Raw genomic sequence first — 10,960 nt, 5'->3', positions numbered from 1 at the left:
TGCGAGGAGGGCGGGCATTGCTCATTCTGGGACGTTCCGCTCACATACTGAGACGCGCCTAGGCGGGCGAGCGAGGCGGGGGCGTACTCCAGCGACCCAACTCGTATCACTGAGGTGTGAACACACCTAGGTCCGAGGTGTGTGGTCTATCTGTGTTCTGTCGCTCTCCTAGGGAGGACGAGAAAAGATGATGTGTTCACACCTCGGTGATACGAGTTGAGGCCCACGAGGGCCCAACGTGTAAACGCTGACGCAGTGACAAGAGTTGGCACCGGGCCGCCCGCTCCCCCGCGTCTGGACGCTCCCCACTCCGGCGCCGCGTCACCGGCCACCGGGCACGCGGGGACGGCGGAACGCGCCGCGACGGCGGCCACGCGGGGCGGAGCCGGACGAAGAGAGCCCCGCCCTAGCGAGGTAGGACGGGGCTCAGATCCGCCGGGAGAGAGGCATTTACGGCTCCCCGGCCTCGGCCACGATGGTGCGCTCGGCGAGGTAGACGGCGAGGGCCGCGGCGTGGAGGACGGATTCCTCCGGCGTGAGCGGCCAGACGCGGACGGTGGGCGCGTCCGTCCAGCGGCTCGGCGCGTCCGGGTCGACGGCCTCGCCGGCCTCCGCGGAGGCGATGGCGGCGAGGTCCTTGGGAGTGAGATCGGTGCTCATGCCGCGCTCCCTTCGGCCATGACCACGACGCGGCCAGAGGTCGCGGCCTCGTCACGTTGAACGCCGGAGACGTGGACGGGCTGGGTGACGAGGGTGACGCGGGAAGCGTCCAGACCGTGAGCGCCGCGGCGACCCTTGGTCACACAGAGGATGGCGACGTTCGGCGCGAGGAGTGCACGGAGTCCTTCCACGTCGTCGGCCGCGCTCATGCGCTCCCACGCCGCGGCGTAGGTCTCGCCCGTCGGCACCAGTCGGACCGTGGGGCGCTTCGGCCGGGAGGTGATCTCGGCGCGCTGAGCCTTGAGGGCGCCGAGCTGCGCGGCGAGAGAGGCGAGGTCCGCGTCGTCGGCGTCCATCGCGTCCTTCACCTGACGCATGGCGCGCTCGATCTCCGCGAGGTCGACATCGTCGGCGACGATCTCCATGCGCTCCACGATCTCCAGGTGCCCGATCTCGTCGAGGAAGCGTTCCCGGACATAGGCGTCGAGGAGGTCTGCGGTGACGCTCACCCCGGCGCAGGTCCGGCCGTTCGAGCGCGCGGAGCAGGCATAGCCGACCGTGCCGCCGCCGTTGCTCCGCGGGTAGAGCGGCGCTCCGCACATGCCGCACGACACGACGCCCGAGAGGAGTCGGTTGGAGCGGGCGCGACGGCGGCGCCGACTGTCCTCGGAGATCGGCTTGCGCACTCGGAGGCGGTTCGCGAGCCGGTGGAACGTCTCCAGGTCGAAGAGCGGCGGCCACACCTCCGCGGGAAGTCCGGTCTCGTCGTCGCGGAAGAGCTGGCCGTGATGCGTGACCCGGCCCAGTGCCGTGTCCGCGGTGAGGATCTGCGTGAGCGCTTGCACGGTCCACTCCCTCCGCTGGCCCTTCCGGGGGCCCGTCTTGTGGACCGCGTGGCGCGTCGGCACCTCTCGGTCGTTGAGGTCTCGGACGACCGCGTAAACGGACTCGCCGTTGAGGATGCGCTCCGCGGCTTCTGTCACGATGGCCGATTCGGCAGGGCTGTGAACGAGGACGCGGCCGGATCCGTCGGGGTTGGGGGCCGACATGTAGCCGTAGGGAAGCGGCCCTCCCGTCCACCGGCCGACGGTCACCCGCTCGGCGATGGAGGCCCGGACGCGGGTGCGGACGTTCTCCCGCTCCTGCTCCGCGATGGTCGCGAGGATGGACGCGATGACGCCCCAGAACGGCGCCGCGGAGTCCACAGAGTCCTTGACGGTGACGAAGCGGGCGCCGGGGACCTCTGCGAGCACCTCCATGAGGCGACCGAGAGCTGGGATGCCCGCGCGGCTCCAGCGGTCGAACTTCCACGCGAGGAGGACGTCCACCTCGCCACGGCGGAGGAGATCGAGAGCGCGGGCGGTGCCGGTGTGGTTCTTGGCTCCAGAGACACCGTCCTCGCAGATGACGTGCTCGGGGAGAACCTCCCAGCCCTCCGCGGCGGCGCGGGCACGGAGGTCCTTCTCTTGGACGGTGAGTGAGGTTGAGTCGTCCTTGCTGACGCTGAGGCGGAGGTAGAGGGCGGCGCGAAGCTGGCGTGTCATGGCGGTTCTCCTAGGTTGGCCGGGCTGGCTCCATGGAGTTCTGCGAGTCGCGAGTCGCGTGCTCACTCGAAGAACCGCACCTTGGCAAGCCCGGTGTGCCCGGGATGTGCACGGTCCATGCCAACAGCGCCCGCGAGGCCGTCACCAAGATGTGCACCCTGCCGCTGCTCGCCGGCGAGAACGTGTCGAGCCGCTTCGTCGTGCCGACCGTCGCCGGCTCGGTCGACCTCGTCATCCATGTCGCGCTCGAGCGCGACGGGGTGCGTAGGGTCCGTGAGATCGTCGCCGTCCCCGGGCGGGCGGAGGGCGACGTCATCGAGATCGCCGACCTCTTCGTCACGACTGGTGGCCGCCTCGTCCGTGCCGACGGCTACCCCCCGCGTCGGGAGGCGTTCGAGCGTGCCGGCTACGACATCACCGCGCTCCTCGCGCACGAGGGCAGCTGATGTCCCCGCTCGCCATCGGCCTGGTCCTCGGGGCGGGCGTCTTCTGCATCTACTGGTCCTGCTGGCCGCAGGAGCGCCGCGAGGACTCTGCCTCCTCGCGTGGCGGGTTCACCGCCGAGCTGCGTGACCACCTGCACCAGGCGGGCTACGCGTCGATCACGCCCGGGAACGTCCTCGTGGGGTCGGTCGTCCTCTTCGGCCTCGTGTTCCTCCTGGTCATGCTCGTGGCGCGCGTCGTGCCGATCGCCGTCTGCTTCGGCGTCATCGCAGGCTGTATGCCGGTCTCGATCGTCCGCATGCGGGCTCGCCAGCGCCGCAACAAGCTTCGCGACCTCTGGCCCGACGCGGTCGACAACATCACGTCCGGGGTCCGGGCCGGCCTGGCGCTCCCGGAGGCGCTCGCCCAGCTCGCCGTCCGGGGGCCGGAGGAGCTGCGGCCGGCGTTCGCCGCCTTCGCCGAGGACTACCGCACGAGCGGCCGGTTCCACGACTGCCTCGACCGGCTCAAGGACCGCCTGAGCGACCCGGTCGCCGACCGCCTCGTCGAGTCGCTGCGCATCGCCCGCGAGGTCGGCGGCAGCGACCTCGGCAAGCTGCTCAGGACGCTCTCGACCTTCCTCCGCGAGGACTCGCGGACGCGCGCCGAGCTCGAGACACGGCAGAGCTGGACGGTCAGCGCCGCCCGGCTCGCCGTCGCGGCGCCCTGGATCGTCCTTGCGATGCTCGCGCTCAAGGGCGACTCCCTCGGTGCCTACTCCTCGCCTGCCGGCTGGCTGGTCCTGGCCATCGGAGCGGGCCTGTGCGTCGTCGCCTACCGGGCGATGGTCTGGATCGGGCGCCTTCCCGAGGAAGAGAGGGTGCTGCGTTGACGGCCGCCGACGTGGTGCTGCGCCGCCTTGCCGACGCCGGCTGGTCCTGGCCGGGCGCGGCGATCGGGGTGCTCCTGCTCGCGGGGCTGTCTCTGGTCGTGGCCGGCCTCCCGCACGCACGCCGCCCCGGGCTCCATGAGCGGCTCGAACCGTACCTGCGCGACGCGCCGCGCCCGTCCCGCCTGCTGTCATCACACAAGCCGGCCAAGGGACCGTTCGGCCTGGGCGAGCTCTTCGCGCCCTACATCGCCCGGCTGGGTGGCGTCGTCGAGCGAGTCCTCGGCGGTGCACCCTCGGTGGCCCGGCGGCAGCAGCGGGCAGGCCTGCCCGTCGACATCGACCGGTTCCGCGCCGAGCAGGTGCTGTGGGGCGCCGCCGGTGGCGTCGTCGGCCTCGTCGGGTCGGGTCTCGTCGCCGTGTCGAAACGCCATGTCTCGGTGCCGATCCTCGTCCTGCTCACCTTCATCGGGATCGGGCTCGGGGTCATCGTGCGCGACACGATGCTCTCGAGCGCCGCCAAGCGGCGTGAGCAGCGCATGCTCGCCGAGTTCCCCACGATCGCAGAGCTGCTCGCGCTCGCGGTGAGCGCCGGCGAGGGGGCTACCGGTGCCCTCGAGCGGGTCTGCCGCCTCTCGCGCGGTGAGCTCTCCGACGAGCTGCGCCGGTGCCTCGCTGACGCCCGAGCGGGGGCCAACCTGCCCACGGCGCTGCAGGGCCTCGCCGACCGCACCGGCCTGATGAGCCTGAGCCGGTTCGTCGACGGGATCGTCGTGGCTGTCGAGCGAGGGACACCCCTGGCCGAGGTGCTCCGCGCCCAGGCTCAGGACGTCCGCGAGGACGGCCGCCGCACCCTCATGGAGGAGGGCGGCAGGAAGGAGATTCTCATGATGGTCCCCGTCGTCTTCCTCATCCTCCCGGTGACGGTGCTCTTCGCCCTCTATCCCGGCCTCAGCTTCCTCCGGTTCCGACTCTGACCCGCCGCACCCGACACCACCACGTCCGCACCCCAAGGAGACCCACGATGAAGACCACCCTCGCGGCGACGCACCGCCAGCACCGTTCCGCTGTGCGGACAGCGCCCCGCCTCACCGCCCGGTTCGCCACGCGCCTCACCGCACGCGTCGCGACGCGTGTCGGCGGCCGTGACGATCGCGGCGACGTGCCCGGCTGGGTGCTCATCACGCTCATGACGGCCGGCCTCGTCACCGTCCTCTGGGCCGTCGCCGGCGACCAGCTCGAGCAGCTGTTCACCGACGCGATCGCCGGGGTCACGGGCCCGGGCGCCAACTGAGCGCGGGTTCGGCACCGCGGCACACGGCATACGGCACCCCCCGATGACGCGACCCGTGCGCTGGCACCCGTCGGGCCACGGCGGGGCCGAGCGAGGCTCGGCCGTGGCCGAGTTCGTCATGGTCGTGGGCCTGCTTCTCTTCGTCGCGCTCGCCGTGTTCCAACTCGGGCTCGCCCTCTATGTCCGCAACACGCTCACCGCAGCGGCATCGGAGGGGGCGCGCTACGGCGCCCGCGCCGACGCGGACCCGGCCGACGGCGCCGACCGCGCCGCGTCGCTCATCACGAGCGCGCTCAACGCCTCCTTCGCGTCCGACGTAACGGCCGTCGCGGGCCAGACCCCCGCAGGCGTGCGGATCGTCGAGGTCACCGTGACGGCGCCGCTGCCCGTCATCGGGCCGATCGGCCTGGCGGGCGGCCTGACGGTGACGGGCCGCGCGTTCGCGGAGGAGCAGGTCGGGGGAGCGCCGCCGTGACCCGGTGGTTGCAGCGTCGTCTCGGGGTCGCGAGCGGGGCGACGGCGGGGGCGGATGAGGACGGCCGGGCCATCGTCGAGTTCGTCTTCCTCGGGATCCTGCTCCTGCTGCCGCTCGTCTACCTCGTCCTCACGGTCGCCCGGATCCAGGCGGCCGCGTTCTCCGCGTCGCTCGCCGGACGGGAGGCGGGCCGCGCGTTCGTGACGAGCCCGACCGAGAGCGACGCCGAGGCCCGTGCCAGAGCCGCCGCAGCTCTCGCCTTCGCCGACTTCGCCTTCGACCGGGGCACGTCGCTCGCCCTCGAGTGCGACGGCTCGCCCTGCCTGCGCCCCGAGGGCACCGTCACGAGCACCGCGCGCATCGAGGTCGCGCTGCCACTCATCCCCGACTTCCTGGCGGACCGCCTCCCGAGCACGGTCTCGATCTCGTCGACCCACGTCGCGACCGTCGACCGCTTCGTCGCCCGATGACCCCCTTGCGTATGCCGCTGGGCTCGCTCGCGACCCGCGCGCCGTCCGCCGGGGGTCCGGCTCGAGGCGAGGACGACGGCCAGATCGGCGTGCTCGTCCTCGGGCTCTTCGTCCTGTGCACCGCCCTGATCCTTGGCGGGATCGACGTCACCGCAGCGCAGCTCGCGCGGATGCGGCTGCTCGACACGGCGGACGCGATCGCCCTCGACGCGGCCGACGCCGTCGACGAACGGGCCGTCTACGAGGATGGCGTGACCGAGCTGCTCGCCCTGACCGACGAGACGGTCCGCGACGCCGCGCACGAGCACCTCGACCGGACGCCACGACCGACCGGAATCACCGACTGGGCCGTGGTGGACCAGACGGGGTCGCCCGACGGCTCCACCGCGGTCGTCACCCTGTCGGCGCGGGCGAACCTCCCGATGACCGGCTGGTTCCTCGAGTCGCTCGGCGGGGGAGTGACGATCACCGTCACCTCCCGCGCCCGCGCCCCGCTGAGGTGACCGCTCTCCGCAGCGGCCGTCACCGGCTCCCGCGGTCGAGCATGCGGCCGGCCCACGACCGGTTCTCCCGCAGGGCGATGTCGCGCATGAGCTTGGACAGCCGGTCACGACGGTCGGGGCCGTCGTAGGGGTCCATCATCGCGGCATACGCGAGGCCGTGCTGGCGCATCGTCTCGGACGACTGGCGGTCGGTGACCCAGTTGAGCTGCCACTGGAAGAGCTGCTGGAGCCCCTGGATGACGACGACGAGACCGCCGAGGCTGGCCGTCACCCATGGGCGGACGTCGAGAGCGGCGCAGATCGTCACAGCGGCCGCGATGACGATCGTCGCGACCTTGGAGGACTGGTAGGCGACGCGGTTGCGCCGGGAGCCCTTGCTGAAGAAGGCGAACTGGCTCTGGAACGCCAGCCAGACGAGATCCGTGACGTCGTCCGGGTTCGTCGGCTTCGGCAGCTCGTCACCCATCATGTCCGGGACCTCGCTCATGGCTCCCAGTGTGATCGTCAAGGTTTGTCTCCGTTGGTGTTTCGGATGACGACCACCTTCCGGCTACACCGGCCCGTGGGCGGTGTTCCCGCGCACCGACGGGCCGTCGCCCCGAGCTTCGTGGTCGTCATCCAGAACGCAGCGTCAGGACAGCGGTGCACGGGCACGACGGGGTCGGCGGCGCCGTGGGTGACGAGGGCCGGCACGGTGGAGCCGGCTCGTGTCGTCGAGGTAGTCGACGGCGCCCCAGTCGACTCCATAGCGCAGTCTGGCGATCTGCTCGGCGGTCCAGATCACGGAGGCCGGAACGGCCCGCCCACCCGGCAGCTCGTCACGGGCACCGTAGGTGACCCTCTCGGACAACGACAGCATCGGCGCGTCGAGGACGACAGTGCTCCCGGCACTCCGCCGCGAGGAGTTCTCGAGGAACGAGGCCACGATGCCTCCACGCTCGACGCGCGTCACCGGTGCCGTATGCCGCTGGGCTCGCTCCCGGCATACGGCACCGTGCGCCCGTGGCCGGGTTCAGTGCAGGCGGACGGCCACTCCCTCGGCGGGCCGGCCCGCCGGGATCGCGAGCGCCCCGATGACGGCGATGACGAGGGCGGTCACGGCGAGGCCGACGAGCCCTGCCACGACGCTGTCGGCGAGGGCCGTGGCGGCCGAGGCCGTGACGATGCCGGACAGGGCGGCCACGCCGACGGCAGCTCCGAGCTCGTGGGCCGTGTTGACGATGCCCGAGACGACGCCGGCCCGGCCCTCGTCGGCGTCGCCGAGCGCCGTCGTCGTTGCGGTGACGAACCCTGCGCCGAGACCGACGGCGGTCAGGCCCGTCGCGACGAGGAGCAGCGGTGTCGAGTCCACCTGCCAGGCAGCCAGGCCGAGGCCGACGGCGGCGACCGCGAAGGCGACGGGTGCCACCGCACGGGGGCCGTGCGCGCGCACGGCTGTCGAGCCGAGGTGGGCGCCGACGACGGTCCCGGCCGCGAGGGGCAGGAAGGAGAGGCCGGTCTGGAGGGCCGACCAGCCGAGCCCCCGTTGGTCGTAGAAGCTCAGGACGAAGAAGAGGCCGACGAGGATGGCGCTCGACGCGAGCATGATGAGCGCGCCGGTGGCGACCCGGGGCGTGCGGAGCAGGCGCGGGTCGACGAGCGGGTCCTGCGTGCGCCGCTGGTGCGCGAGGAAGGCCGCATACCCGAGCCCGGCGACGGCGAGGAACGCCACGCCGACTGCGGTCACGGACCGGTCCTGGCCGATGCGCGTCAGGGCGTAGATGAGAGCGCCCGTCGCGGCCGTGACGAGGAGCCCGCCGAGCAGGTCGACGCGTCGGGTCGAGGCGTCGGGAGCCTCCTGGCGGGCCGGGACGAGCCGGGCGACCCCGGCCATGACGAGGACACCGATGGGCAGGTTGATGAGGAAGATCCACCGCCAGCCCGGCCCGGAGACGAGCAGTCCACCCACGATGACGCCGACGCTGACACCGGCCCCGCCGATGGCGCCGCACACGACGAGCGCCCGGTGCCGAGCGGCGCCGGTGTAGGCGGTGGTGAGGGTCGCGAGCGCCGACGGCGAGACGAAGGCCGCGCTGAGGCCCTGCGCGGCCCGGGCTGCGACGAGGGCCGGGCCGCTCTGGGCGGTCGCGGCCACGGCCGACGCCACGGTGAAGGCTGCGAGTCCGAGGAGGAGGACCCGTCTGCTGCCGACGACGTCGCTGACCCGGCCGCCGACGAGGAGGAAACCACCGAGGGCGAGCACGTAGGCGGTGACGACCCAGGGTGTGAGGCCGGGGCCGAGGGCCAGCTCGGCGGCGAGGTCGGGTAGGGCGACGTTGGCGACGGTGATGTCGAGGATGAGCATGAGCTGGACCAGGGCGATGACGGGCATCAGCCAGGGGGAGGCGTTGCGGGCAGCGGTTGCCTGGGGTGGGGCGGGGTGCTCGGGGGCGGTGGAGCGGTGCATGAGGATCTCCTAAACTTTACATTGATGTAAAGACTGTGAGCTCTAAGGTATACACCCGTGTCAGGGATATGGGAAGGTGTCCGTATGGAACGAGCGAGGCGGGCAGATGCGGAGCGCAACCGCGAGGCGATCGTCGAGGCCGGCATCCGGCTCCTCGCCGGGGACTCCCGCGCGAGCATGGCCGAGATCGCGGCAGCGGCCGGCGTGAGCCGGGTGACGATGTACGGCCACTTCGCGTCGCGCAAGGACCTCGTCGGCGCAGTCTTCAGCCGCGTCATGGACGAGTCGCGCACGACGCTCGAGGGCGTCGACCTCTCCGGAGACGAGATGGCTGCCCTCGAGCGGCTCGTCCTCGCGTCGTGGCGCATCGTCGGCCCCGGGCGGGTGCTCCTCGCCGCCGCCCGGGAAGAGCTCGGCGCGGACGGCGTGCGCGACCGCCACGAGGACGCGGCCCGGCGCCTCGAGACCCTCGTCCGTCGCGGGCGCGCGTCGGGAGCGTTCCGCACCGACGTGCCGACTGCGTGGCTGGTCACCTGCTACCAGGCCACCCTCCACACGGCCGCCGACGAGCTCCTCGCCGGGCGCCTTGCCGAGCGCAGCGCCGACCGGATCGTCCTCGCGACAATCCGCAGCCTCTTCGCGGCGCCCGCGTCCTCTGGCTCCTGACGACGCCGCCTGCCCCGGCCCTCGGGGTCCGGCGCGAGCCGGATCCGCCGCTGGTGGGGAAACGGGAACGACGCCTGAGGGCGCTCCTAGGCTGAGGGCATGACCACGGGGAAACCCCCGCACGACGGCGACGACGTCACCGCCGGCCCGACGCCGGCCTCCCGCGGCGGGCTGAGGGCGATCCTCGCGATCCGGCCCTTCCGCAACCTCTGGGCCGCGGGCGCCCTCTCGAGCCTCGGCGACTGGCTCGCCCTGCTCGCGACGACGGCGCTCGCGGCCGAGCTCGCGAGGGGCGGAGTCGGCCAGTACCTCGCCGTCTCGGGAGTCTTCATCCTGCGCATCGCCCCTGCGATCGTGCTCGGCCCCCTTGCCGGCGTCGTCGCGGACCGCCTCGACCGCCGCATCACGATGATCGTCGGGGACCTGCTCCGGTTCGCCCTCTTCGTCTCGATCCCGGTCGTCGGGACGCTCTGGTGGATGTACGTCGCCATCGTCATCGTCGAGTGCGTATCGCTCTTCTGGAACCCGGCCAAGGACGCGACCGTGCCCAACCTCGTGCCGCCCGCGAAGCTCGAGCTCGCCAACCAGCTCAACCTCGTCGGCAGCTACGGGACCGCCCCGATCGCGGCCCTTCTCTTCTCCGGCCTCGCCCTGGTCAGCGAGCCGCTGCGGATCCTGCTGCCCGCGCTCGACGAGAGCGGGACGTTCCTCGCCATCTACGTCAACGCGCTGACGTTCCTCGTCAGCGCATGGATCGTCTCCCGCGTGGCCTTCCCCCCGCGCGAGGCCGCCCGCGAGCACCTCGCCGCCGAGTCGGTCTACCGCACCGTCGCCAACGGGCTGCTCCTCGTCAAGCAGCGCCCCTTCGTGCGCGGCCTCGTCGCCGGGATGCTCGGCGCGTTCGCCGGCGGTGGCCTCGTCATCGGCCTCGCGACGCGGTTCGTCGCCGACATGGGTGCCGGCGCCCCCGGCTACGGCCTGCTCTTCATGGCCGTCTTCACCGGGATGGCCTTCGGTCTCGTCCTCGGTCCCCGGTTGCTCGCCGGGTTCTCCCGTCCGCGGCTCTTCGGGGCGGCCCTGACCGGCGCGGGCATCGTGCTCCTCGTCCTGGCCGTCGCCCCGGTCCTGCTTCTCGTCCTTCCGCTCGCGGTCCTCCTCGGCTGCTTCGTCGGCGTCGGCTGGGTCATCGGGTACACCCTGCTCGGCCTCACGGTCGAGGACGAGATCCGCGGGCGGACCTTCGCCCTCGTGCAGTCCCTCAGCGGGGTCGTCCTCGTCCTCGTCCTCGCCGTGGCTCCGCTCATGGCCGCCGCCTTCGACGCCGGCCTCGGGCTGCCCCGGACCTTCACCCTCGGCCCGGTCACCCTGACGTACACCGGGGCGATGGTCACCTACCTGCTGGCCGGGCTCGCCATGGTCGGGGCCGGCGTCGGTGCGTGGCGCAGCATGAACGACCGTCCCGGCGTCTCCCTCGTGGCCGAGGCGCGCGAGGTGCGCCGCCAGCGCCACGACGGGCACTGACCTGCCCGTATGCCGCTGGGCGGGGCAGGGCCCAACGGCCCTGTCCCTGCGTGGCGAGGGAGACCTAGC

At 72.4% G+C, this 10,960-nt stretch carries 13 protein-coding genes and 1 pseudogene; 9 read left to right on the top strand and 5 right to left on the bottom strand.

Translation table 11 applies throughout. From position 1 onward, the window contains the following. Nucleotides 1-450: 450 nt before the first annotated feature. Nucleotides 451-660 (bottom strand): hypothetical protein, encoded by a 210-nt coding sequence (locus tag N865_RS17795; protein ID WP_034808838.1) that lies wholly within the window; start codon nucleotides 658-660, stop codon nucleotides 451-453. Next, the gene (locus N865_RS21980; protein WP_051510935.1) at nucleotides 657-2,204 is read right to left on the bottom strand and encodes a recombinase family protein; all 1,548 of its coding nucleotides are present in this window, start codon (nucleotides 2,202-2,204) and stop codon (nucleotides 657-659) included. Before N865_RS21980 ends, N865_RS17795 begins: the two co-directional genes overlap by 4 nt. Before the next feature lie 92 nt (nucleotides 2,205-2,296). Here N865_RS21980 and N865_RS17785 point away from each other — a divergent pair. The 7 genes and pseudogenes from N865_RS17785 to N865_RS17755 all read left to right on the top strand — a co-directional run. Next, nucleotides 2,297-2,650, top strand: a pseudogene (locus N865_RS17785) (CpaF family protein); the annotation flags it as partial. Next, on the top strand, nucleotides 2,650-3,519 hold the full coding sequence (locus tag N865_RS17780; RefSeq protein ID WP_034808837.1) for a type II secretion system F family protein: 870 nt from the start codon (nucleotides 2,650-2,652) through the stop codon (nucleotides 3,517-3,519). The pseudogene N865_RS17785 and the gene N865_RS17780, both read left to right, overlap by 1 nt. Further along, nucleotides 3,516-4,493 (top strand): type II secretion system F family protein, encoded by a 978-nt coding sequence (locus N865_RS17775; RefSeq protein WP_245603832.1) that lies wholly within the window; start codon nucleotides 3,516-3,518, stop codon nucleotides 4,491-4,493. The genes N865_RS17780 and N865_RS17775 overlap by 4 nt, the downstream gene beginning before the upstream one ends. Nucleotides 4,494-4,540: 47 nt before the next feature. Continuing rightward, on the top strand, nucleotides 4,541-4,810 hold the full coding sequence (locus N865_RS17770; protein ID WP_245603831.1) for a hypothetical protein: 270 nt from the start codon (nucleotides 4,541-4,543) through the stop codon (nucleotides 4,808-4,810). A 43-nt stretch (nucleotides 4,811-4,853) separates the two neighbouring features. Then, complete coding sequence (locus N865_RS17765) at nucleotides 4,854-5,285, top strand: TadE family protein (protein ID WP_084328351.1); 432 nt, start codon at nucleotides 4,854-4,856, stop codon at nucleotides 5,283-5,285. Further along, complete coding sequence (locus N865_RS17760; protein ID WP_245603830.1) at nucleotides 5,282-5,755, top strand: pilus assembly protein; 474 nt, start codon at nucleotides 5,282-5,284, stop codon at nucleotides 5,753-5,755. Before N865_RS17765 ends, N865_RS17760 begins: the two co-directional genes overlap by 4 nt. Beyond that, a complete protein-coding gene (locus tag N865_RS17755; protein WP_157557766.1) occupies nucleotides 5,752-6,258 on the top strand; it encodes a hypothetical protein in 507 nt (168 codons plus the stop codon). Before N865_RS17760 ends, N865_RS17755 begins: the two co-directional genes overlap by 4 nt. A gap of 19 nt (nucleotides 6,259-6,277) precedes the next feature. Here the strand turns inward: N865_RS17755 and N865_RS17750 are convergent, their stop codons facing one another. From N865_RS17750 to N865_RS17740, 3 genes are all read right to left on the bottom strand, one after another. Then, nucleotides 6,278-6,745: a DUF4231 domain-containing protein gene (locus tag N865_RS17750; RefSeq protein WP_034808834.1), complete on the bottom strand. Its 468-nt coding sequence runs from the start codon at nucleotides 6,743-6,745 to the stop codon at nucleotides 6,278-6,280. Between the two features lie 144 nt (nucleotides 6,746-6,889). Further along, entirely contained in the window at nucleotides 6,890-7,210 is a 321-nt protein-coding gene (locus tag N865_RS17745; protein WP_034808830.1) for a hypothetical protein, read from the bottom strand. Between the two features lie 60 nt (nucleotides 7,211-7,270). Then, complete coding sequence (locus N865_RS17740) at nucleotides 7,271-8,704, bottom strand: MFS transporter (protein ID WP_034808828.1); 1,434 nt, start codon at nucleotides 8,702-8,704, stop codon at nucleotides 7,271-7,273. Nucleotides 8,705-8,788: 84 nt separating this feature from the next. On the opposite strand from N865_RS17740, the gene N865_RS17735 reads away from it, so the two are divergent. Then, on the top strand, nucleotides 8,789-9,370 hold the full coding sequence (locus tag N865_RS17735) for a TetR/AcrR family transcriptional regulator (protein ID WP_051510931.1): 582 nt from the start codon (nucleotides 8,789-8,791) through the stop codon (nucleotides 9,368-9,370). Nucleotides 9,371-9,469: 99 nt separating this feature from the next. Then, nucleotides 9,470-10,891, top strand: coding sequence for an MFS transporter (locus N865_RS17730; protein WP_051510929.1), 1,422 nt, complete (start codon nucleotides 9,470-9,472; stop codon nucleotides 10,889-10,891). Nucleotides 10,892-10,960 lie beyond the last annotated feature (69 nt).

The sequence above is a fragment of the Intrasporangium oryzae NRRL B-24470 genome, assembly GCF_000576595.1.
GTDB lineage: Bacteria > Actinomycetota > Actinomycetes > Actinomycetales > Dermatophilaceae > Intrasporangium_C > Intrasporangium_C oryzae.
The sequence above is the reverse complement of the archived record's forward strand: the minus strand, read 5'-3'. Positions and strand labels throughout refer to the sequence as shown.

Excerpts from the sequence above, each read along its gene's own strand:
- N865_RS17795 (WP_034808838.1), bottom strand. The coding sequence starts at position 660 with ATGAGCACCGATCTCACTCCCAAGGACCTCGCCGCCATCGCCTCCGCG.
- N865_RS21980 (WP_051510935.1), bottom strand. The coding sequence starts at position 2,204 with ATGACACGCCAGCTTCGCGCCGCCCTCTACCTCCGCCTCAGCGTCAGC.
- N865_RS17780 (WP_034808837.1), top strand. The coding sequence starts at position 2,650 with ATGTCCCCGCTCGCCATCGGCCTGGTCCTCGGGGCGGGCGTCTTCTGC.
- N865_RS17770 (WP_245603831.1), top strand. The coding sequence starts at position 4,541 with ATGAAGACCACCCTCGCGGCGACGCACCGCCAGCACCGTTCCGCTGTG.
- N865_RS17765 (WP_084328351.1), top strand. The coding sequence starts at position 4,854 with ATGACGCGACCCGTGCGCTGGCACCCGTCGGGCCACGGCGGGGCCGAG.
- N865_RS17755 (WP_157557766.1), top strand. The coding sequence starts at position 5,752 with ATGACCCCCTTGCGTATGCCGCTGGGCTCGCTCGCGACCCGCGCGCCG.
- N865_RS17750 (WP_034808834.1), bottom strand. The coding sequence starts at position 6,745 with ATGAGCGAGGTCCCGGACATGATGGGTGACGAGCTGCCGAAGCCGACG.
- N865_RS17740 (WP_034808828.1), bottom strand. The coding sequence starts at position 8,704 with ATGCACCGCTCCACCGCCCCCGAGCACCCCGCCCCACCCCAGGCAACC.
- N865_RS17735 (WP_051510931.1), top strand. The coding sequence starts at position 8,789 with ATGGAACGAGCGAGGCGGGCAGATGCGGAGCGCAACCGCGAGGCGATC.
- N865_RS17730 (WP_051510929.1), top strand. The coding sequence starts at position 9,470 with ATGACCACGGGGAAACCCCCGCACGACGGCGACGACGTCACCGCCGGC.